This is a genomic window from Bradyrhizobium septentrionale (assembly GCF_011516645.4).
In the GTDB taxonomy this organism is placed as follows: domain Bacteria; phylum Pseudomonadota; class Alphaproteobacteria; order Rhizobiales; family Xanthobacteraceae; genus Bradyrhizobium; species Bradyrhizobium septentrionale.
Window position 1 is genome coordinate 7486177 of sequence record NZ_CP088285.1, and the last position, 21644, is coordinate 7507820.

Annotated in this window: 28 protein-coding genes; 24 read left to right on the top strand and 4 right to left on the bottom strand. The window is 63.4% G+C overall.

Annotation, left to right across the window (positions count from 1 at the left end; translation table 11 throughout):
• Positions 1-892: 892 nt before the first annotated feature.
• Entirely contained in the window at positions 893-1114 is a 222-nt protein-coding gene (locus tag HAP48_RS37385) for a hypothetical protein (protein ID WP_166204820.1), read from the bottom strand.
• 80 nt (positions 1115-1194) lie between these two features.
• Positions 1195-1392 carry a hypothetical protein gene (locus tag HAP48_RS37390; protein WP_166204821.1) on the bottom strand — a complete coding sequence of 66 codons (198 nt, stop codon included), beginning with the start codon at positions 1390-1392 and terminating at the stop codon, positions 1195-1197.
• 180 nt (positions 1393-1572) lie between these two features.
• On the opposite strand from HAP48_RS37390, the gene HAP48_RS37395 reads away from it, so the two are divergent.
• The 15 genes from HAP48_RS37395 (at position 1573) to HAP48_RS37465 (ending at position 11774) form a co-directional block, all read left to right on the top strand.
• Positions 1573-2886 carry a phage major capsid protein gene (locus HAP48_RS37395; RefSeq protein ID WP_166204822.1) on the top strand — a complete coding sequence of 438 codons (1314 nt, stop codon included), beginning with the start codon at positions 1573-1575 and terminating at the stop codon, positions 2884-2886.
• A gap of 93 nt (positions 2887-2979) precedes the next feature.
• Positions 2980-3429, top strand: coding sequence for a hypothetical protein (locus HAP48_RS37400; RefSeq protein ID WP_166204823.1), 450 nt, complete (start codon positions 2980-2982; stop codon positions 3427-3429).
• A 67-nt stretch (positions 3430-3496) separates the two neighbouring features.
• Positions 3497-4117, top strand: a complete 621-nt coding sequence (locus tag HAP48_RS37405) for a head-tail connector protein (protein ID WP_166204825.1) — start codon at positions 3497-3499, stop codon at positions 4115-4117.
• The gene (locus HAP48_RS37410; protein ID WP_166204827.1) at positions 4117-4476 is read left to right on the top strand and encodes a phage fiber-tail adaptor protein; all 360 of its coding nucleotides are present in this window, start codon (positions 4117-4119) and stop codon (positions 4474-4476) included. Before HAP48_RS37405 ends, HAP48_RS37410 begins: the two co-directional genes overlap by 1 nt.
• A 7-nt stretch (positions 4477-4483) precedes the next feature.
• Positions 4484-4879, top strand: coding sequence for a hypothetical protein (locus HAP48_RS37415; protein WP_166204829.1), 396 nt, complete (start codon positions 4484-4486; stop codon positions 4877-4879).
• On the top strand, positions 4876-5253 hold the full coding sequence (locus tag HAP48_RS37420; protein ID WP_166204830.1) for a hypothetical protein: 378 nt from the start codon (positions 4876-4878) through the stop codon (positions 5251-5253). Before HAP48_RS37415 ends, HAP48_RS37420 begins: the two co-directional genes overlap by 4 nt.
• Positions 5253-5543, top strand: coding sequence for a hypothetical protein (locus HAP48_RS37425; protein WP_029084762.1), 291 nt, complete (start codon positions 5253-5255; stop codon positions 5541-5543). The genes HAP48_RS37420 and HAP48_RS37425 overlap by 1 nt, the downstream gene beginning before the upstream one ends.
• A complete protein-coding gene (locus HAP48_RS37430; RefSeq protein WP_166204832.1) occupies positions 5543-6010 on the top strand; it encodes a hypothetical protein in 468 nt (155 codons plus the stop codon). The genes HAP48_RS37425 and HAP48_RS37430 overlap by 1 nt, the downstream gene beginning before the upstream one ends.
• An 11-nt stretch (positions 6011-6021) precedes the next feature.
• Positions 6022-6477 carry a hypothetical protein gene (locus tag HAP48_RS37435; RefSeq protein ID WP_166204834.1) on the top strand — a complete coding sequence of 152 codons (456 nt, stop codon included), beginning with the start codon at positions 6022-6024 and terminating at the stop codon, positions 6475-6477.
• 21 nt (positions 6478-6498) lie between these two features.
• A complete protein-coding gene (locus HAP48_RS37440) occupies positions 6499-7725 on the top strand; it encodes a phage tail tube protein (RefSeq protein WP_166204836.1) in 1227 nt (408 codons plus the stop codon).
• A 107-nt stretch (positions 7726-7832) separates the two neighbouring features.
• The gene (locus HAP48_RS37445; protein WP_166204838.1) at positions 7833-8294 is read left to right on the top strand and encodes a hypothetical protein; all 462 of its coding nucleotides are present in this window, start codon (positions 7833-7835) and stop codon (positions 8292-8294) included.
• On the top strand, positions 8291-8656 hold the full coding sequence (locus HAP48_RS37450) for a phage tail assembly chaperone (protein ID WP_224496761.1): 366 nt from the start codon (positions 8291-8293) through the stop codon (positions 8654-8656). The genes HAP48_RS37445 and HAP48_RS37450 overlap by 4 nt, the downstream gene beginning before the upstream one ends.
• A complete protein-coding gene (locus HAP48_RS37455) occupies positions 8656-10872 on the top strand; it encodes a hypothetical protein (RefSeq protein ID WP_166204840.1) in 2217 nt (738 codons plus the stop codon). The genes HAP48_RS37450 and HAP48_RS37455 overlap by 1 nt, the downstream gene beginning before the upstream one ends.
• 3 nt (positions 10873-10875) lie before the next feature.
• Positions 10876-11247: a hypothetical protein gene (locus HAP48_RS37460; RefSeq protein WP_166204842.1), complete on the top strand. Its 372-nt coding sequence runs from the start codon at positions 10876-10878 to the stop codon at positions 11245-11247.
• Positions 11248-11249: 2 nt separating this feature from the next.
• Positions 11250-11774: a DUF1833 family protein gene (locus HAP48_RS37465; protein ID WP_166204844.1), complete on the top strand. Its 525-nt coding sequence runs from the start codon at positions 11250-11252 to the stop codon at positions 11772-11774.
• 199 nt (positions 11775-11973) lie between these two features.
• Here the strand turns inward: HAP48_RS37465 and HAP48_RS37470 are convergent, their stop codons facing one another.
• The gene (locus HAP48_RS37470) at positions 11974-12174 is read right to left on the bottom strand and encodes a hypothetical protein (RefSeq protein ID WP_338029004.1); all 201 of its coding nucleotides are present in this window, start codon (positions 12172-12174) and stop codon (positions 11974-11976) included.
• Between the two features lie 5 nt (positions 12175-12179).
• Positions 12180-12569, bottom strand: coding sequence for a hypothetical protein (locus HAP48_RS37475; protein WP_175612231.1), 390 nt, complete (start codon positions 12567-12569; stop codon positions 12180-12182).
• Positions 12570-13171: 602 nt separating this feature from the next.
• On the opposite strand from HAP48_RS37475, the gene HAP48_RS37480 reads away from it, so the two are divergent.
• The 9 genes from HAP48_RS37480 to HAP48_RS37525 all read left to right on the top strand — a co-directional run bounded on the left by HAP48_RS37480 (position 13172) and on the right by HAP48_RS37525 (position 21622).
• Positions 13172-13603, top strand: a complete 432-nt coding sequence (locus tag HAP48_RS37480) for a hypothetical protein (RefSeq protein ID WP_166204846.1) — start codon at positions 13172-13174, stop codon at positions 13601-13603.
• Positions 13604-13813: 210 nt separating this feature from the next.
• Entirely contained in the window at positions 13814-17077 is a 3264-nt protein-coding gene (locus HAP48_RS37485; protein ID WP_166204848.1) for a host specificity factor TipJ family phage tail protein, read from the top strand.
• The gene (locus HAP48_RS37490; protein ID WP_176399245.1) at positions 17074-17505 is read left to right on the top strand and encodes a hypothetical protein; all 432 of its coding nucleotides are present in this window, start codon (positions 17074-17076) and stop codon (positions 17503-17505) included. The genes HAP48_RS37485 and HAP48_RS37490 overlap by 4 nt, the downstream gene beginning before the upstream one ends.
• Before the next feature lies 1 nt (position 17506).
• On the top strand, positions 17507-17944 hold the full coding sequence (locus tag HAP48_RS37495) for a hypothetical protein (protein ID WP_166204852.1): 438 nt from the start codon (positions 17507-17509) through the stop codon (positions 17942-17944).
• Positions 17944-18348, top strand: a complete 405-nt coding sequence (locus HAP48_RS37500; protein WP_166204854.1) for a hypothetical protein — start codon at positions 17944-17946, stop codon at positions 18346-18348. Before HAP48_RS37495 ends, HAP48_RS37500 begins: the two co-directional genes overlap by 1 nt.
• On the top strand, positions 18345-18899 hold the full coding sequence (locus HAP48_RS37505) for a hypothetical protein (protein WP_166204856.1): 555 nt from the start codon (positions 18345-18347) through the stop codon (positions 18897-18899). The genes HAP48_RS37500 and HAP48_RS37505 overlap by 4 nt, the downstream gene beginning before the upstream one ends.
• Positions 18896-19267 carry a hypothetical protein gene (locus tag HAP48_RS37510; protein ID WP_166204858.1) on the top strand — a complete coding sequence of 124 codons (372 nt, stop codon included), beginning with the start codon at positions 18896-18898 and terminating at the stop codon, positions 19265-19267. The genes HAP48_RS37505 and HAP48_RS37510 overlap by 4 nt, the downstream gene beginning before the upstream one ends.
• Before the next feature lie 4 nt (positions 19268-19271).
• A complete protein-coding gene (locus HAP48_RS50245; protein WP_275949194.1) occupies positions 19272-21203 on the top strand; it encodes a pyocin knob domain-containing protein in 1932 nt (643 codons plus the stop codon).
• A complete protein-coding gene (locus HAP48_RS37525) occupies positions 21200-21622 on the top strand; it encodes a hypothetical protein (RefSeq protein WP_166204860.1) in 423 nt (140 codons plus the stop codon). Before HAP48_RS50245 ends, HAP48_RS37525 begins: the two co-directional genes overlap by 4 nt.
• Positions 21623-21644: the final 22 nt, after the last annotated feature.

Below are 21644 nucleotides of genomic sequence, written 5' to 3' on the forward strand. Positions count from 1 at the left end.
ACGAAACGAGGGCAAGCCAAAGGCCGCCAATGGCAACGAGAAGCAGCGCGATCCATTTGATTTCCAAGAGCGACTTCAAGGTGACAAACTCAGAGCGACTGTCGGCTAGAGGAAGTGGGTCCGAAGGGAGCGAGTGTCTTTCCCCTCGCGATTGAAATTTGAGAGCAATCGCTTGTTGAGTTCTCGCATGAACGCGCTGCGACTGTGCCAGCCGACAACGCCATTTTGAACTTTTGCGTATCGTCTGAGCCAATAGATTAACAGCCCTGCTATCGCGCCCAAACAAATAAGTTCGATCATCAGCGTGCCAGCCTGTACTGCACGACGTAAACGGCGGCGCCCGACGGGTACAGCCCTGACTACGCCATGCGACGCGGCGTCTCGCCAAAAGAACAATATGGCGCTTTACGCGTTCGGCAAACGCCGCCTGCGATGTTTTTAGAGGAATCGGACCTAGCGCTTCGCCATGAAGGTCCGCAACGCGATTGGCCGCCTGTTCTAGAAGTGGGGTCGTCCTTGGTTCCGGGTTCTTCAGGGAAGGAGTGAAGGAACAGTCCGGCTCAGTGAGTGGAACTTATTTGTCAGGTGCGTTGACGGGGGGCAGCGGCTGTGTGGGTTGGATGTGCCTGTCCGTCTGATGCCCGCGCGACAGAGCCAACGCCAACGCCAATACGCCTACGGTTATGATGATCGCCCCACGCATGCCGACATCCTGAGCCCTCCAGGCAATATGCTCAATCGGACTGAAGTCGAAGAGCGCCTAGACCGCCTCCGTTGGCGGCCCTTTTCAGTTGGAAGCGTCGCCTATTGGCCCTTTTCGGACGTGCCGCACTGGCTATCGAAAGTCCGGTATCGGACCTGAAGCGGACCTCACGGCTCCCACTGCGGGGAACTACGACACCAGATGTCGGCGCACTTCTCCGGGTTCCATGTCCAGAGCTGCGGCGTGTTCGGTAGCAAGTTGTCGTTGAATGAGCCCGACCGTCCAGCCTTCGGGGATGGCATCCAGCACCGAGTTTAGCGCTTCCTCGCGTGAAGTCGCGGCGAGCCAGATCTGGACCTCACCGTTATCGGTCGTCACGCGGACAAGATGAACCTCGGTGGCTTTCTCCATGAGCCGTAAAATCGATGGTGGGAATTTTGTTTCTAACCAAAACCAAGGCGAACGTTTGGCGGTTAGGACAGACCATGCGCCTAGCGCGCCATCTCTATTGGCACGCCGGGCGCCCGATCAAGCGGTGGATGCGGCGTAGCTAGCCCCATCGCGCCGGGCGGCGTCTCATTGATAGCCACACGCGTGTTGACGTTTTTCAGCGTCGTAATCGTCGCTGCGATAACCGCCATCGCGAGAGCCACCGCAAAGAGGATCAGCGCCGTTCGGTGGTTGGTCATTGCAATGCACTCCAACCCAAAGCGACTCAACGCGGCACCGCGCGGGCAGGTTCCAATCCGTTGAAGCTATTCAGCTTTTAGTTCCTGAGTTGCTCGACCCGCGCCGTCGCCTGGACAGCGGGAACGCGGGCTCTTTCTCCGTCCAGGCAAACCAGACAACCAACCAGGAGTCACAGATCCATGCGAGTGGACATCAAGCAGCTGCGCCAGGCCCGCGCCAACAAGGCAAAGGAAGGCAAAACCGCGCTCGAGCAGCTCAACGCGCTGCAGGGCAAGGCCAATCCGACCGAGGGCGAGACCGCGCAGGTCGGCGAACTCGAGACCAAGGTCGACGCGCTCGAGGCCGAGGTCGCCGAGCTCGACAAGCAGATCTCGGCCGAGGAAAAGAAGCTGCGCCGGACGGCACTGTTCGGCTCCTCGACCGCGCTCGGCGGTCCGGCGCTGGCGACCGTCGTCAACGACATCAATCCGGAGCGGACCGGCGGCTTCCGCAGCGTCGCGGAATTCGCCGTTTCGGTTCGCAATGCCATGACCGGCGGCGGCCTCGATCCGCGTCTCGGCGCGGCGCCGAGCAATTTCCAGCAGAACCAGGGCGGCAGCGGCGAGGGCTTCCTGGTGCCGACCGAGTATCGCGAGCAGATCTGGGCGCTCGTTTTCGACGACCAGAACCTGCTCGGTTTCTGCAATCCGGAGCCGACGCAGGGTAACTCGATCGCGATCGCAAAGGACGAGACCACGCCCTGGGGCGCGTCCGGCGTCCAGGCGGCCTGGCGCTCCGAGGGCACTCAGCTGATCGCGACAAAGGCCGCGATGACCGGCGAGATCATCCAGCTGCATGAGCTCTATGCCTTCGTGCTGGCGTCGCAGGAGGTCCTCGACGATGCGCCGCGGTTGCAGAACCGCATCTTTAACCAGGCCGCAAACGCGATCCGCTGGAAAGCGTTTGAGGCGGTCATGACCGGCGACGGCAAGGGCAAGCCGCTCGGTTTCATGAACGCCGCCGCGCTGGTGACCGTCTCGAAGGAAGCGGGCCAGGCGGCCGACACGATCAACGTCGCGAACGTCCTTAAGATGTATTCGCGGCTGCTGCGGATGGGCGGCCGGCCGATGTGGCTCGGCAATTCCGACATCCTGCCGCAGATCGGTCAGCTGACGATCGGCAACGTGCCGGCCTGGCTGCCGCTGAATCAGCCGCTTGCCGGCGCGCCGGATGGCGGCGTTTTCCTCGGCCGTCCGCTGATCTTCAACGAGCACAGTGCCACGCTCGGCGACCTAGGCGATCTGACCTGCGTCGACCTCTCGGGCTATGCGCTCGCGACCAAGGCCGGCGGCGGCATCGATTTCGCCGCCTCGATCCATCTGTTCTTTGACTACAACCTGGCGGCCTTCCGCTGGATCTTCCGGATGGGCGGTCAGCCTTACCTGTCGGCGCCGGTCGCGCCGGCCAAGGGCGCTAACACCAAGTCGCATTTCGTCGCGCTCGAGGCGCGCTGATCGAGCTCGGCGAGCTCGTCGGACAATGACGGCGCGCCGGCTGGCCGGCGCGAGTAACAGCCGCGTTTCGTTTCCCAACCATGAGGAGTGCAAATGCACACCAATCTCAAACCGTCGCAGCGCGTCAGCGTCGTCGACTCGATCAACCCGCAATCGTCCGCTGCCGCGCTGACCACGGGCTGGATCGATGCCGGCAAGTTCCACAACTACATGGCCGTGATCTCGCTCGGCGCGCTCGGCGCTGCAGCGACAGTCGACGCCAAGATCCAGCAGGCGACCTCGGCCGCCGGCGCCGGCGCAAAGGACATCGCCGGCAAGGCGATCACACAGCGCACGAAAGCCGGCGCGGACGATAACAAACAGGTCCTGATTAACCTCAAGCAGGAAGATCTGGACATCAATAACGGCTTTGGCTTTTTCCAGGTGCAGGTGACGCCTGCCGTCGCCGCGAGCCTGGTCGGCTGCTCCGTGCTCGGTTTCGATCCGCGGTACGGGTTCGCAACCGACAACGATGCGGCGTCAGTCGCCGAGTTCGTCGGCTGATCCAGCTGGCGCCTCGGCCGCACCAGGCCGAGGCGCCTCTTTTCCTTTTCCGGCAGGGCTTCCCGACATGCTCCGCATCTCTCAGCGTCCGGCGGGCTATCCCGTCACACTCGACGAGGCCAAGGCGCAGCTGCGCGTCTCGAGCACGAAAAACGACGCTTTGATCTCCGGCCTGATCGGCGCGGCAACGGGGCACTGTGAGGCCCTGGTCCAGCGCGCTTTTGTGCCGCGGACGTTCCAATGGGTGCTGCCGTGCTGGCGGCCTGTGATCGAGATCCCGATCGCGCCGGTCGTCTATGATGCGATCCATTCGATCAAGTTTGTCGATTGGGCGACCGAGACGCAGCAGACGCTCGATCCGGCGAGCTATGTCGTGCAAACCGCAGGCGACAGCGTCCGCATCTTCCCGAAATTCGGCGTGTCCTGGCCGCTCGCGTTCTCGCATGCGCCGGAGCCGATCGTCATCGAATTCGATGCCGGTTACGAGGATCTCGACGACCTGCCGGCGATCGTCAAAACCTGCATCCTGTTGCAGATCCGGCATCTCTACAGCATCGGCGAGACAAATCCCGCGCTGGTGCGCGATCTCGTCATCGGCGTCAGCGACAAGGCCTGGCAATTGTCGCCAGACGTCAAAACGCTGATCCCTGACGCGGTCTCGCTCCTCATGCTGTCGGAGGTCTGGTGATGGCCGATCGCATCCTCAAGGCGCCGCGCAACGTGCGGACGCTGCTGTTCTGGCCGGCCAAGGCGCCGGAGGAAGTCGTCGAGCGGGGTTTCGATTGGTCCGACGTTCTGCTCTCGCCGGCCGAGCGCGCGCGCCTGGCGGCCGGCGAGACCGTGACGCCGGCGGACGGCATCAAGGCCTCGAGCTATGTGCTGCCGCAGGGCATCGTCGCCAGCGCCTCGAGCAACACGGCGACCGTCGCGCTGGTGACGCTGACCGGCGGTGAGCTCGGCCGCGTCTACAGCGTCGCAAACCGGATCGAGACTGCAAAAGGTCAGCAGCTCGAGCGCGTCGTCAAGCTGCGCATCCGCGCGAAATGAGCTCGCGATGGACCGCGTCACGGCGCTGGTCGCGATCGCGCATCTGAAATTGCGGCTCGAGCTGCTCGAGCGGCATCCGGAGATCCTGGAGGGAATCGACATGATCGACATCAAACGGCCGATCGAGCTCGCCGGCATGCGCTCGCGCCTGGCGCGGGCAAAGAAGCTCGAGACGGATATCGGCGTCACGGGCCAGCGCTATGATCGCGTCCTCGACAAGATCGACGAGCAGCATAAGGCGCTGCAGGGGCACGCCGGCGAGCTCGAGAACAACTCGGCGCAGCTCGAGCAGCTGCTCGGCTCCATGATCGCGGGGGACAATGGCGGCCCAAACGATGGCGAGGCCGGCTCGAGCGGCTCCGAGGTCGGCCAGGTCATTACCAGCAAGGTTGACGGCCAGTGACGCCGGACGAGTCCCTCGACCAGCATATCCGCGCGCTCGAGGAGAACGGCGAGACCGTCCTGGTCCGACGTTACGCCGGCGTCGGGCCGGCGCGGGCCGTCGCGAAAGAGGCGGCCGTCCTGGCGAAGGTCAAGGGCTATCAGCCGGCGGAGATCGTCGGCGAGATCCGCCAGGGCGACAGACATGTCATCCTGCTGAATGATCCCTCGGCGGCGGTGCCGGACGGCAAGGTTGCCTTGTCGACCATGCTGCCTCTGACGGATCGAGATTTCCTGGTGATCGCCGGCGCCGAGGTCAGCATCAAGGGCGTCGACGACGCGACCAGGTGCGTCCAGGGCCAGATCATCGCTTTCGAGATTCAGGTCCGCGGCTGATGGGCAAGGTATTCGACGAGGCCGATTACCAGCGCAGGCTCGACGCGGCGCGCAATGGGATCTCGACCAGTGAGGAGCTCCGTTTCGTCATCACGGGCGACCTGGCCGGCCTCAACGCGCGCAAGGCGTTCCAGGAGGCGAAAGAGCGCGCGCTGCAAAAGGCGCGGGCCAAGATGCTGCAGCGTATCGACCAGGAGATGACCGATCGCGACCGCGACGGCGTTTTGCCGACAGAGGTCGAGGAGATCGTCACAGGTCCGCATGATGAGCTCGTTTCGGTCGATGGTTGATGCGCATCGTTTTCCGCTACCTGGCGATGCAGGACATCGTCGATTTCGCGATCGAGACGCTGCGACAGCGATCGCCGGTCGGATCTGTCGACGATCCGCATCCCGGTCTCTACCGGGATAGTCACACGGTTTTCCTAAGTGGTCATGTCGTCAGCGACGTTTCGGCTTTTCGGCGCGGCGACCAGATCAATATCTCCAACCCGGTCCCTTACGCGCGCAAGATCGAGATCGGCCGGATGAAAATGAAGGTCGAGCCGAAGGTCTATCAGGAAACCGCGCTGCTGGTCGCGGCGCGGTTCGGCAATCGCGCCGCAGTGAAATTTACGTTCATGCCGGTCCGGTTCGGCGACGTCGCGGCCTATGCCGCGTTCTCGCAGCAGATCAAGGCCGGCCGGCGCCGCATGTCGGACAAGGCGCGCCAGGACTGGCTCGTCCGGCAGCCGGCCCTCGAGATCCGGGCACGCTAGAGGTTATTCCCATGGCTGATTATGCCGGCGCCGTCGCAGCGATGCGCGCGCGCTATGTAGACGGGTTCATGGCGGCGCCGAGCTCGTTCCAGAATGAAGATCCGCCGCAGACGCCCTGGCCGCCGCAGGGCGCGCCCTGGTGCTATTTCGAGGTCGTCGAGACCTTGCGGCGCAAGCGCGGCGTCGGCACGCCTGGCAATCAAACCTGGCTCGTTACTGGCAACATCTTCGTGCATGTGTTCGTGCCGAAGGGCTACGGGTTCGCCGCGCATCTCGCGCTCGCCGGCCAGGCCGGCGACCTGTTCAAAGACGCGACGTTCTACAACGCCGAGCCTGGCGCTTGCGTGCGCTGCTGGGGCGAGAACGGCGAGGGGCCGACCGTCCAGGGCGGCGACGGCGCCTCCGACGACGGCAACTGGTTCGGCCTGGTTGTCGTGATTCCTTTCCAGTTCTTTTTCATCGGCTGATCCAAACAGGAGACTGATCGCATGGTCTATCAAAGCAATTCTGCCGGCCGCATCGCCTATAAGGCGCAGGCTGGCCTCGGCCAGATCGCCGCGGGCGGCGCCGGCGCTACTGTGCTGCCGATCTCCGGCGGTGCAGGTGCCAAGCTGTCGAAAGCTGCGACGGAATCGCAGACGATCCGTAACGACGGCATGTCGATCCGCGGCCGGCACGGCACGCAGAAAACCTCGTCGAGCTACAACGCCGAAATGTGGCTCGGCTCGCATGACGCGATCCTCGAGGCGATCATGCGCGGCACGTGGGATGCGACGGCGCTCAGCAAGACGCAGGCCGATTTCACGTCATTGACGACGGTCGCGGACGGCATTGTTTTCGCCAGCGGCTCGCCGATCGATATGGGCTTCAAGGTCGGCGATATCATCCGCGCGACCAATCTACCGGACGCAGGCAACAATGGCCGCAATCTGCGGATCTCGGCGCTGTCCTCGACCAAGATCACGGTGCCGGAGACGCTGGTCGTCAATGCGGCGCCGGATACGAATTGCACGATCGCGCGGCCAGGCAAGCGCCTGGTCAACCCGGCCGCACTGGTCCGCCGCTATTTCGGGATCGAGGAATTCGAGAGCGACATCGGCAAGTCGACGGTCCTCGACGATTTCGTCTGGGGCACGGGCAAATTCTCGATGGCGCCGAACGGAATCATCACGTTCGATCCCGGCGGCATCGGGACCGGCAAGATCCGGCCGTTGAATGCCGGCGTCCCGTATTTCACTGATCCGCAAGGCACCAACGGCACGCCGTTCGCCGTCGTCGACGCAACCATCCGCCTCGGCGGCGTCGACCTGGTCGAGCTGACGTCGTTCGATCTGTCGCTCGATATCCAGCCGAGCGCGCCGGATGCGTTCGGCTCTGGCAACATCAAGTATGCGCCGGACGTGTTCACTGGCCCGCTGCGGGTGTCGCTCAACCTGACCATGCTGCGCAAGGATCTGCAGCTGTTGACCGATTTCGTCAGCGAAACGCAGTATTCCCTCAACATCCTGGCCGTCGACAACATGAGCGAGCCGAGAGACTTCATGTCGATCACGGTGCCGAATTTCACGCTCGGCGGCGTCGATCCCTCGGCACTCTCCAAGCAGGGCGGCGGTCGCACGCAGACGATCACGATCCCGCCCGCGCTGGTCGGCATCGATACCTCGGCGACCGGCAATAACAGCATGATCTCGTTTCAGACCACTGCTGCAGCGTAGCGTTTTGAGTGATCGGCGCCGACAGAGGCCGATGGAATGTTCTCGCGAGAACCGGCCGCAGGGTTGTCGGACCCTGCGGCCAACCTTTCCGACAAAAGGCACCCGACATGACTGAATCAACTGCAATCCTCGATCTCTCCGCGCATTTGCCGGTCGACACGTTCCGGCTGCAGATCCGCAAGCCTGGCACGGATACGCCGCTCGGTTGGGCGATCGATCTCGCCGGGCCTGCGCATCCGCAGACGATCGCGCTCAACAATGAATCGACCCGCGACGCGATCGAAAAGGAGAAGGCGATCGAGTTCGCGCAGGTCAATGGCCGCAAGTGGAAAACCGAGGATGAGACGGTCGCCGATCGGCGCCGGCAGAACGTGACAAAGGTTTGCCGGCGCATCGTGGGATGGTCGCCAAATCCGACCTTCAGGACGGTTTCGCCAGATCCGATCCCGTTCTCGATCGAGAGTGCCGTCGACCTGTTCCTGCGGCCGGAGCTCGGCAGCTTCTTTGTCCAGGTGACTGACTACCTGACGAGCGAGCGGGCTTTTACGAGGCCCTCAAGTCAGACTTGAGGGCATTCGCCGAGCGCAGCTTTCTGCTGTCCTCGAGAGCCGGCGACGCCGGCGAGACCTATCGGCAGGTCCTCGAGGGCCTCGTCCTGCGAACGCGAGATCCAAAGCGGAGGGCCGAGCGGGAAGCGATCCTGACGGTCCCGCCGATTCCGCGAGCGCTGAGCTACCTCTGGCGCATCTATGACCGGCTGCGCCGGCGCAAGGGCGGCAATGGCTTCGCGCTGTCGCCGATCGAATGGCAGGACATCGACGCTTTCCTGCGTCGGACACAAACCGACCTGGCTCCGTGGGAGCTCGAGATCCTCGAAATGCTCGATGATCTCTATCTGGTCGATTACTCAAAACTGCAGACGGAGGAGTGATGGCCGACCAGGTCGTGACCGAGCTCGTCATCGATGCGAACACGCAGGGCGCATCCGATTACCAGCGGGCGATGGACAGCGCCGCCGGCGCCGCGCAGCGCGGCACGGACGCGGCTACCGGCTTTAACGTCGGCCTGGTCGCGCTCGGCGCCGGCGCTATCGCGGCGGCGGCCACGGTCAACAAGGCGCTGGACTATATCGTCAGCTTCAACAAGTCGCTGGCCGACCTGTCCTCGCTCGCCGATCGCGTCGGGCTTTCGCTCAAGGATCTGCAGGGTATCCAGTTCGGCGGCCAGATCGCCGGGCTGACCGAAAGCCAGATCAATGCGGGGCTGGAAAAGTCGGCGCAGCTGCTCAACGACGCGCAGCGCAACGCTAATTCGCTGTCGAAAGAGTTCGATGCCAACGGCATCAGCCTGCGCAATGCTAACGGGCAGCTGATTAGCCAGAACCAGCTGCTGCAGATCGCCGCCGACCTGGTCAGCCGTGCGCGCAGTCCGCAGGACGCGATCGCGATCGCGCAGATGCTTGGCTTTACCAAGGAATGGGTGCCGCTGCTGCAGCAGGGTGCAGGCGCGATGGCGGATATCGGCAACCAGGCGCAGGCTGCCGGCGCCGTCATCGACGACGAGACGGTCAAGCGCGCCTCCGATTTCGATGCGGAGTGGCGCAAGAGCTCGATCCAGTGGTCGCTCTACATGAAAGAGGCTGCCGCAGGCCTGCTGCCGGTCATGGATGACCTGATCGAACGGGCCGCCAAGTTCTTTAAGTCGCTCGACCGTGACTCGATCGAGAAGGCCGCAAGCGAGCAGCTCAGCGCTTTGTCCAACAGTGTCGGCGGTCCTAACGCAGATCAAACGGTCGGGCTTAGGATCGATATCACGCCGGAGGCAAAACAGGCGGTCGACGAGCTCTCGAATGCCGGCTCGCTGTGGGACGGCTGGGTTAAGCTGCTCGGCATCGTTTCCGCCAACCAGCCGTTAGCCAACATCAGGACGCTCTCGCCTGATGAGATCAAGTGGTACGCCGGGACCGGCTCCTCGATCTCCGACACAAGCAACGCGCAGAGCGATTGGGCCTGGCAGAACCAGGCTGCATCGCTCAAGTCGATGCAGGCAGGCCTGAACGGCCTGCAGTTCGGTTCGCGGTCTAACGTCGCATCGAAGGACACGGCGGATGATCCGGTCGATCGCGCGATCAATACGCTGCGTCGTCATACCGAGACGCAGGAGGCCGATACCAGGGCAGTCGGCCTCGGCGATGCCGCGCTCGCGGCCTTCCGCGCGACGGCCGCCGAGACCTCGGCAGTGCAGGCCAACGGCGGTAAGGAAACCGCCGACCAGGCGGCGCGGTTCGCAGATCTGCGCGATCGCGCCGCGGAGGCTGCCGACGCCCTGGCGCGCGCCAAGGTGAGCTCGCAGATCGATTTCAGCAGTAAGACGGCGTTCCTGTCCTCCGACGACGTCGCGATCGCGACGCAGCTCAAGGGGATCTATGGAAACGACGTTCCGGCGGCGCTGGATAGCACCTATGCCGCTGCGATCCGGACCAACAGTGCCTTTAAGGGGATCTCGGGGGCGATCGAGAGCGACCTGGTCAACGGCCTGGCCGATATCACGACGGGCGCCAAGTCGGCCGGCCAGGGCTTTGCCGACATGTCGAACCAGATCATCCGCGCGATCGAGCAGATGATTATCAAGATCACGATCGTCGAGCCGCTGATGCGATCGCTACAGTCGGCGGCCGGCGGCCTCGGCGGGTTTTCGATCGGCGGCGCGTCCGCCGGCGGCGCATCGTCGACCGGCTTTACTGGCGGCCTCGGCGGCCTCTACCACACGGGCGGCATCATTGGTTCGGAGCCGACGTCGATGCGCTACATTCATTCGGCGTATTTCGAGGACGCGAAGCGTTTCCATAGCGGCGGCATCGCCGGCAACGAGGTCCCGATCATCGCGCAGCGCGGCGAGGGCGTCTTTACGCCTGGCCAGATGGCTGCGCTCGGAGCTGCCGCCGGCGCCGGCGGCGGCCGTTCGCCGCAAGTCACTATCAACAATTACACGGATGCCGCGCCGAGCGTCGAGCAGGCGCCGAACGGCGACATCACGGTAACACTGCGCAAGATGGTCGACGGCGCTGTCGGCGACTCGCTGTCGACCGGCACTGGCCGGCGCGTGCTCGGCGACCAGTACGGCGTCAAACCGTTCACGGGGCAATAAGCGATGGCCTTGCCGGCATTTCCGATCGCAAACGCCGTCATCCTCAAAGACGGCTTCAATCTGCAGCGCTCGCGAGATCCCATCGCGACCGATATGGAGCAGGGCAACACGCGGCAGCGTGCGCGGCCTGGCGACAATGTCGGCACGGTGACGCAGACGGTGCGTTTCTATGCGGCCGATTATGACGCTTTCGTCGAGTGGGTTAAGACGACGCTCAATCTCGGAACGGCGCGTTTCACCATTGATGTTTGGCTCGGAACGTCCCTGGCGAACAAGGTCTGCCAGTTTATCAAGCCGGGCACGACGCTCGTCGCCAGCTGGCCTAATCCGGGCCAGGTCGACGTCCGCATGACGCTCCGGGTTTACGACGTCTAGCCATGCCGACGCACAATGAAGCGCTGCTCGAGGCCTATGCCTCATGTCCACCTAGCGCGCGGATCTACTACACGCTCGAGCTCTGGCAGTCGTCATTCGATCAGCCGGCGCGGGTCGTCGCCAATGTCGGCGATGATATGGCCTTTGGGCTCGAGGCTGGTGCGCCGCGCAACGCCGGCGAGGCCGCGACATTCATCGCTTGCCCTTTCGAGGCCGGCTATCCGGAGCAAAAGGAAGGCCAGCCGCCGTCGACGACGATCAAGATCGACAACGTCAACCGCGAGCTGGTGCCAAAGATCCGCGCGGCGCAGGGGACGCGGGAATATATCCAGGTGCTCTATCGCGAGTATCTCGGCAGCGACCTGACCGAGCCGGCCTATGGGCCGATCGAATTCGAGCTGCGCAGTGTGCAGATGGTCGGGGCGTCGCTGACCGGAACGGTCATGGTGAAAAACCTGCAGAACAAGCGGTTTCCGCGCATCACCAAGAATTATGATTATGTGCAGTTTCCATCCTTACTGGCTTAAGGTGCCGAAGTCCGCTTTAGCTTCACAAAGCGACCTTGCACAAGGTATCGTCGAATGTCAGCCTTGGGCCACTTCCGGACTCATGCACCTTAAACAAGGACTCACTCGATCGGCAGGCCTTGGTGGCTATCGAACGGTCCCAGTCAGTAATTGCACCCTTTGGAGCGGTTCAACGCAACCGGGGAAGCGGCTTTCCACCCTAAGCTCCCCTGCCATCCTGTTTGCCGATCACGCAGCGCCATGCCGCAAGGCGTTCGGCCGGGTGCTCCTTCATCCACGCAGCGAGTTGCGGCGCACCCATCAGACAGGACTGCATCGAGACGTCGGCGAAGTCTGAGGTGGTAACGGTCTGCTCGTGGCAATTTGCCGGAGAGGAGAGCTTGCAGAGCACGGCGATGATCTTGATTACGGCTGGAGAGCCCCATCGCTGCGATGAGCATTTGCCCGGATGATCTTGATGGCCTTGGCCACCGTGCGCGGATTCAGGCCTAGCGCGCGGATCACTTCCTTCTTCTTGCAGCCGAGGTTGCATTCGAGGTAGCCGCGCACACGCTCGACGTTGAATGCCTCCAGCTCCTTGGAGCCGGGGCGCAGGTTCAGCGCTTCAATGGTACAGAATTCGGGGGACATGTTTGAAGCGGCCCACCCGGTCATGCACGCCATTCGACGTTCAGCGCTAGCAGCCGATCGGGCGAATGCTTTGGCCGCATCAACATGCGAAGCAGCCTTCTCAGCTCGCCGCTCGTAGTCGTCGGCAAGGGCCTTGAGCTGACCCGCACTCGCTGAGTCGGTCATGGTTTGGGCTGCGCGGAGCAAAGTCCATGCTGTCTCTAAATATGCCTTGCCTCGCTGTGAGACCTCGACCATCACAAAGTCCTCGCGCGGTGCTCTAGCAGCTGGTTGAAGGTGATCCGGAGCCAACCCACCCAATTGCGGTCACTTTCCCTGCGAGCTCTGAAGCGATCGGCGCACTTCTTGGAACAAAGAGGTGTTCGCCACGAGTAGTGCCGGACGAGACCGAACTTGCCATCACAAACTGCGCATCGTGCGGCACTGCCAGATTTAATGCTTTCGGAGCAGTTGAGCATTGTAGTCTCCTCTTGGCCTTATCGCAGCTGTTCGTCGATCATCCTTTTTCACTGTCGCACTTGATGAGCCTGTGCGCCGTTCCAAACGCATGCAGCCTAAGACGATCACGATCAACAGCTCAACTGAACGTAGGTAATCGTCCGGCATCTAGAGGGGTGAACGGAACGATACGAAGGTTTAGGGCGCCCCCCGTTTCCGCAATGGTCCAAAAGCCGCCCATGGCGGTCAAGCTGACCGACGTCCGCTCTTTCTCAATGAGCTGACCTACGTCGAGTTATCCGCCCAGTCGTTTGGAAGGAAACGGGCTCTTGTCTATTGATCGTTCGTCATTCCTGTCGCCGCTGATCGGCGAGCTATGGGCCTGGCAGTCCCGCAACTGCTGGGATTTCGCCTGCCATGTGCAGCGCGAGCTGTTCGGCCGCGAGCTGCCACAAATCGCGGTGCCGGCGGATTTCAGCAGGCGTTGGGTGCTCGAGGAGTTCGCCGGCCATCCGGAGCGCGCGCGCTGGCGCCCGGTGCCGGACGGTCCTGGCGGCCTGGTGATGGCCGCTGACGGCGCCCTGGTCCTGATGGCCCATGCGCGGTTTCCCGCGCATATCGGCGTCTGGCTGCGCCAGGAGGGCCGGGTGATCCATTGCGATAGCCAGGCCGGCGTCGCCTGCGAAACCGTCCTGGCGCTGCGCCAGGTCGGTTGGAAAAACCTTATGTTCTTCGAGCCGGTGACATGCACGGATCTGTGAAGCGATTGCCCAAGCCGCCGGCGAGCTCGCCGGAGCGTCCGCGAGCTCGTCGCGAGCGCCGCAGCGACGCCGCGCGTCAGCCGGTGCTGGCTCGAGGTCGGTCGCGCCGAGCCGCGGCCGAGGGAGACCGTCGCGGCCTTCCTGCGGCGTACAGGCTGGGCAACGCGCGATCGGGCTTTCGGCTGGCAGTTCAAGAAAGGCCTGCCGACCGTGCTCGAGATCAACGGCGAAGCCGTGCTGCGCAGGGATTGGCAGTCGCGCCGCATCGGGCCGGCCGATGCGGTTCGCTTCATGTCCTATCCGCTCGGCGGCGGCCAGGGCGGCAATACGGCCAAACAGATCATCGGCCTGGTCGCGTTGGTCGCGGTCTCGGCCTTCGCCATTTGGGCCGGCCCTGCGCTGTTTGGCGCCGGTACGTTTGGCGCGCTCGCGACGACCGCGGGGATCGGCATCGGCGGCTCGCTGCTCGTCAACGCCCTCGTGGCGCCAAAGGCCGGCGCGACCAATACGCCGAGCGCAACGCAGGACCAGATTTACTCGGTCGCAGCGCAGGGCAACGTCGCCAAGCTCGGCCAGCCTTTGCCGGTCTGGTATGGGCGCGTCAAGGACTATCCGGATTTCGCCGCGACGCCCTGGGGCGAGTTCATTGCCAACGATCAATACCTCAACGTCCTGCTGTCGCCGACGATGGGCAGCATGCAGTATGAGGCCGTCTATATCGACGATACCGTTTTCTGGGACGCGACCAACGGGATCGCGGCAGCGTTCTCGGATGCGCAGATCGCCTTTTATGAGCCTGGCAGCGCGGTCGCCTTGTTTCCGACCAACGTCGACCAGTCCGCCGAGGTCAGCGGCCAGCAGCTGCCATCGGGGACGGGGACGTCAGGCGGACAATATGACGCCAACGGCCTGCCGTTCGGGGCCTCGGCGAGAACGCCTGGCGCCTGGATTGGACCATTCGCGGCAAACCCGGCCGGAACATTGGCGCAATCGCTGGCCGTCGATTTCGTCTTTGCGGCCGGCTGCTACACGGTCAACGGCCAGGATGGCTCTATCGGTTATTCTAACGTCGGCCTGACCGCAGAATATGCGACCTGCGACAACGCCGGCGCGCAAACCGGACCGTTCAACCCGCTGTTTTCGATCGTGCGGCAGTATGCATCGCAGGCGCCGGCCCGCGACAGCGTCAAGGTCGACGTCGCACCTGGCCGTTATCTTGTCCGCTTTCGCCGCGAGGACGCCGAGCTGTCCGGGACCGCGGGCAGTAATTCCGTGCTCTGGGCCGGCCTGCGCTCGTTCCTGAAAGGCAGCAATTCGTTTCCGGACGTCTCGACGATCGCGATCCGGTTGAAGGCGTCGCAGTCGACGCAGGGCGCCTATAAATTCGGCGTGCTGGGCACGCGCAAAGTGCCGGTTTGGAATGGGGCGGCCTTCGTCACGCAGGCAACCCGTAACCCGGCTTGGGCCTTCCTCGACGCAGTCACCAGCGGTCAGTATGGATCTGGGCTGTCGATCGCCAAGGTCGACTTTAACGCCGTTGTGGCGCATGCGGCCGGCTGCGACGCGCGCGGCGACACATTCGACTATCGGTTTACGACGGCCGTCGCCGTGCCGGATGCGCTTAACAAGATCCTGGCGCCGTCTCGAGCGCAGCATTACTGGCTCGGCGATACTGTCTCGATCGTCCGCGACGAGTGGCGCGACGTGCCAACCATGCTGATGACCGATCGCGAGATCGTGCGGGATTCGATGCAGGTCAGTTTCACCATGCTCGGCGAGGAAGATCCCGACGCCGTCGTGGTTGAGTATGTCGACGAGAGCACCTGGCGCCCGGCGCAGGTGCAATATCCGCCTGACAGCGACGCGTTTACGTCGGTCAATGCCGAGACCAAGCGCGTCGACGGCATCGTCAACCGTGACCAGGCATTCCGGGAGTGCGCATTCTATTATCTGCAATCGATCTATCGGCGGGAAAACGTCGCGCTCGGCTCGGAATATGAGGGCAGGGCGATCACGCGCGGATCTGTGGTCAGGGTTCAGTCCGATCTGCCGGAGAGCTATGGATACGGCGGCGCCGTCGTCAGCGCCGCCGGCGCGACGCTGACGCTCAATCCGGCGCCGGTCTGGGACAGCGGGCCGTTCTATATCCGGTTGCGGAAACCGAACGGGAAATTCTTTGGCCCTGTGCTTTGCAGCCGCGGCGTCGACGCGGGGCATGCCGTCCTCGACGCCGCCAGCCTAGCGGCGACCGAGGCAGCGCAAGCGACGACGCTGACGGCCGTCCTGGCCCGCGAGGATGGTGCGGAATATCCGTCATTTGACCTCGGCACGGGTGCAAGCCAATCGCGGCTGTGCGTTGTCCTCGACGGCTCGCCGAACGGCGACCAGTTCACGCTCAACATGGTGGTTGATGACGAGCGGGTTCACGCGACGGATCTCGGCAACCCGCCGGTGCTGCCGAGCGCGCAGTATCCGTCAAACGACAAGGTCCCGCTGGTCTTTGGGCTCAATGCCTACATCAGCCAGGGCACGGCCGAGCCGCGGCTGTTCGCCAGCTGGTTTCCGACCGCCGGCGCGCTCTACTACGTCGCCGGCGTCTCCTATGACGAGGGCAAGAATTGGACGCAGGTCTTTGAGGCTGCCGAAAACCAGTTCGATACGGTCGTCAGCCTGGCCGCGGTGAGGCTCCGCGTCCAGGCGGTCAATGCGACGATGCGCGGCGCGTATTCGACCGTCGACCTCGAGGCGCCGACCGTCAAGCTGTCGCCGGGCATGGTCACACTCGAGTCCTTCAATGCGGCCCTGAAAAATCAGGTCACGGCGGTCGCGGATCAAAATAACGACGAGATCAATGCGGCCCTGCAGCTGATCTCGTCGACCGCTGCCAACCAGGACGCCCGCAACTGGCTGGACAAAAAGTCGATCCGCTCGGAAATGTCATCCCGTGTCGGAGCCGCGTTCGCGCAGATCGCTGTCGTTCAGATGGTCGCCGTCGATGCGCAGCAGGCCGTCGCCGATCTCGATACGTCGGTTTCGGCTCAATTTGGTGACGTCAACGCTTCGATAGACGAGCACAGTACGGCGATCGCTAGGATCGACGGCTATGCCGCCGCGGCGTGGTCGCTAACCCTCAACGTGAACGGCTACATTTCCGGAATTCAATTGGTCAATGGCGGATCTGGCGTCTCGGCCTTCACGGTCGTCGCCGACAAGTTCCAGATCCAGCTGCCGGGCTACAACGGGAATGCACCAAAGGCTGTTTTTACGGTTGGCACGATCAACGGCGTCGCCTCGATCGGCATCACGGCGAATATGTATCTCGACGGCGTGCTGACGGCACGAATGATGAACGTCGGCACATTGAGCGCGATCACGGCAAACGTTGGCACGCTGACGGCAGGCACCATTCAGAGTACGTCGGGCCTGATGGTCATCAATCTGACGGCCGGCACCATCACGATCTCAGACTCGTGACCAAGCGCATCTATATCGCCGCGGATCGCGTCACGGTCTCAAAGCCGGGCTATGACGCAGAGAATCCGCCGGCCGTCGACTACAAATACTTGTCGCTGGATTCGCGTTTGAACCAGGGGCGGCCGCTCGAGATCGGGCTGTTTCCGAGCAATGTGTTCGGCGGCGGCAAGGTGTTTTACTCGACGACCTATCCGCATCCGCCGGCGATCGACATCGTCGCCTATAACATCCCGCCCGCTGGCGTTGCCACGTACTCAAAAGCGATGGTTTGCCGCGACGCGAATTCGAGCATCGCTTATCAGCGGTCGAGCTGGGTGCCGATCCTCTATCGGGATGGTTTTCAAATCTCCGACGATTTCCAGTTTCGACACTCGCGGATCTGGGGCCTGACGCTCAACCTCTATTACATCGCGTGGCAGGTCTGGTGAGATGACCCGGCGCTTTCACGCGGGCTACAACTCGTTTCTTGGTGCCTATGGGGTGTGGCTGTCGCGGCCAGGTGTCGACGTGCTGGCGACCTCGAGCAACGCGGATTTTTTGCTGCGGTCGGAAACTAAGAATGACCAGGTTGTCATGTCGGGATCGATCTATCTGCCGATTGGCAGCGGCGACCAGAACATCCCTTATCCGGCGACGTTCACCAAAACGCCCTATGTCTGGTTCGAGGCCTATATCGACAGCGGCGTCGTCGCGTACCCCTACAATCAGGGCATGGCCGCGCGCGAGATCACGATCGGCGGCATCCTGACCTATGAGGTCGGGATTGGCCTGACGTTCTGGAACAACAAGATCACGCTCAATAACCAGAACGAGGATTACAATTTTTACGTGGACTACATGATCTTTCATCGGAGCCTTGGTCTCTGATGGTCAACCGTGTGTTGTTCCAGGCGGGCGCCGGCGCGGCGATGAGCGTCAGTCTGCCGGGCGTCGACGTGACCGCGGCAAACATCGACCAAATGGTTTTTGATTCACGCTGGTCGGGACATCAGTTCTACGCGTCGGGGACGCTCGACAGCTCGAATGATTCCGTCGCGACGTTTGTCTTTCCGGCGGCGCTCGACGCAGTGCCGTTCCTGGCGGGCTACACGGACACAAACATCACGCTTAGCCCTGGGACGCAGTACCTCGGCTTTACCAATTTCCGGGGCAACAGCTCGGACTATTGGGTTTATGCGCAGGTCACGACGACGTCGCTGCAGTTCCGGTTCAAATTCGGCAACGCGGTCGGTCGCCTGTACTACGCGCTTTTCAGGAGGATCGCAGGATGACGGGGGTAACGCTTGATGCGGCGTGGGCCGTCGCCGGGTATATCCCGGCCGGCGGTGACGCGCAGGCGCCCATGGTCGGCGCTGAGCCGGCCGCAATCGAGGAGCCGGCAGCCGCCAGCAAGCCGAAAGTGATCGTCAGGCATGACGACAACGGCGTGATTACAGCCGTCACGCTGCAAGTCGAGATGGGCATCGACGCGCTCTCCGAGCGATATGCGGAGATGGGCATCCCGCACATTCTCTATGACGGCGAGGTCGATATCGCTGACGCCTGGGTGAAGGACGGCCAGGTGGTGCCGAAACTCGACGTCGAGATCTCCGGCGAGGCGCGGCAGGTCAAGGCGGACGGCGAGGATCTCCTCGAGCTCACGGTTTCGCCGGCGGAGTTCGATGCGACCGTCGCGCTCGACGGCGCGATGGTGCATTTCGAGCATGTGACTGATGGAAAGCTCGAGTTCTCGGTCGATCATCCGGGCAGCTACGCGATTTTCGTCGTGCCGGCGCATCCCTATCGCGTCAAGCGGCTGGACGTCGAGGCGATCGCGCCATGAAGGTCAGTGTAATCGAGGTCAAGCGGAAGCGCGTCGAGGCGATCGTCAATCAGCGTTACATGGCTGACGGCCACGACATCGCTCATGATCGAAAGCGGACGCTGGCAGCTGCCGTTGCTGCAGGCGCCGAGCCATCGGCCGAATTTGCCGAGGCCGCGGCTGTCGAGGGTGTCACGCCGCAAGCGCTCGCGCAGACGATCCTGGCGAAGCCGGACGAGCTGATGACCAAAGAAAACAAGCGTCGATCGATGGTCGTTCGGACGCGCGCGGCAAAGACCGTCGCCGAGCTCGAGGCGATCCAGGCCGAGGCCGACGCGACCGCGGCGCCGCCGCTGACGTCGCGCATCTTTTTGCAGGAAGGACGGTAACCACATGACTGCGCTCGCGAGCTATTCGACCGGAACGATCTCAATCGCGGCGAACGGAACGGCCGTCACGGGAGTCGGGACGATCTGGTCCGGGACCAATGTCCGGCCTGGCGACATCCTGCAGGTCGGCAATCTTCAGACGATCATCTCTGACGTTACCGACCCGACGCATCTCGTCATTCCGCCTTGGGGCGGCGGCGCGCAGGCCGGCGTCGCCTATGTCGTTTGGAAAGTATCGCCGCAGCGCATCGCCGGCGCGCAGGCGATGGCGGACGTTTCGACGCTGGTCGCGGCGCTGAATACGACGGGCTTCTTTTGGTTCGTTGATGCGTCGCTCGCCGCGCCTGATTCGTCGCTCGGTTCAGATGGTCAGTTCGCACTGCAGCCGGCCACGGGAAAAATGTGGGTTCATGCCGCCGGCGTTTGGTTCTATCTCGGGATTTATCGAGGGCTTGGCGTTCCGGCGCCCTATGACAACGCGAAAACCTACAACCTGATGGACGTCGCCACGATCAGCGGCTCGTCCTACGTCTGGATCAACCTCACGCCGGGATCGGGCCTCGCGCCGCCCAACGCGATCTATTGGGCGCTGCTCGCCAGCAAGGGCGACCAGGGACCGCAGGGCATTCAGGGGGCGGGCTACGGCGGAACATCGATGACGTCGCTCACGATCGGCACGGGCGCGCAAGCGTTCACGACGCAGGCCGGCTTGGCTTACCAAAACGGCGCGCGTGTTCGTGCGAGCTCGACGGCCAATCCGTCGAATTGGATGGAGGGCCTCGCGACCTATGCCGGCACGACGCTGACGATCACAGTCGACAAGACCAACGGCGCCGGCACGATCGCGAGCTGGAATTTCAACATCGTCGGCCAGCCTGGCGCCGGCGATCTGAGCTCGGCGAACAATCTCTCCGACGTGGCAAGCCCTGCGACGGCGCGCCTCAATCTCGGCATCCGCCAGGTGATCGATTTGAGCGGTCCAGGCTGGGACTTCAACGCCGTTGCGAATACCGGCAGCTATCAGGTCAGCAACACGACAAACACAAACGCGCCGTTCGCTGGCGCGCTGTGGTACCTCGAAGTGCTGGCCTATAGTCTCGCAGGTTATGTCGAGCAGCGCGCAGTTGTCCTCAACGGCACGCCTACCAATACGCAAACCTATTTCAGGGTGCAGCAGGCCGGCACGTGGTATCCGTGGCGCCTGTTGCTTGCACATGACGACAACCTGGCCGCTCTGGCGAACAAGGCTACCGCCAGGACAAACCTCGGCGCGGTCGGCCGGCTCAACCTGCTGCGGTTCACGGCGTCAGGCACATACAATCCGTCCGCGAATATCATCGGTGCACTGGTTGAAGCGCTCGGCGGGGGCGGCGCCGGCGGCGGCGTTTCGCCGAATGCGTCTTATGTGCTCGCCGGGCCTGGCGGCGGCGCCGGCGGAAGGTCGCTCCGATGGCTGACAGCCGCGCAGCTCGGCGCCGCGCAGACGGTTGCGATCGGCGCCGGCGGAGCGGGCAACTCCGCCGGCGCCGGCGGCACGGGTTCGCCGACGAGCCTAGGATCGCTCGTCGTCGCTGCCGGCGGTCTCGGAGGCGGCGCCATGTCGACCGGCTCGGTTGGCGCGCCAGGTGGCGGCGGCACCATCACGACAGGCGATTATGGCTTTACGGGAAACACGGGAGACAACGGCCACTATCAGCAGATGGCCTCGACGACAAACATCATCGTCGGCAAGGGCAAGGGTGCTGATAGCCCGTATGGCAGCGGCGGCGTCGGGATCATGGGCAACGCAACGGCCTATCAATCGAACGGGAACGCGGCAACCGGGTTCGGCGCCGGCGGCGGCGGCGGTCTCTCTAACCAGTCGGCCGCGTCCAACATTGCCGGCGGCGCGGGCTCGTCCGGCTTAATCAACATCTGGGAGTTTCTCGCACAATGATCGGTTACATTCTCGACGCGCAGGGAAGCATTGTCAGCGCGCTTGTGTTCGACGACGAGCCTGCGGAGTTCACGCCGCCAGACGGCCACACGCTCGTCATGGGCGGAGAGTACGCGATCGGCGGCACGCTGGTCGGCGGCGTGTACTCGCCGCCGGGGCCCCCGGCAGCTGATCCGCTGCCGCCTCCGCCTCCGCCGGATTCCTGCACGAAGCTCGGCCTGAAACGCGCCTTTGATGAGCTCGGCAATTGGGCCACGGTCAAGGCCGAGATCGCGGCGGATGCGGCCGTCCAGGAGGAATGGGATCTCGCGACCGAGATCCGGCGAGCTGATCCTCTGGTGCAGCACATGATCGCGGTCGTCGACCTCTCCGACGAGCAGGTCGACCAACTGCTGATTCGCGCGAACACGCTGGTCTAACCGGGCGGCGTGCGGCCCCTGC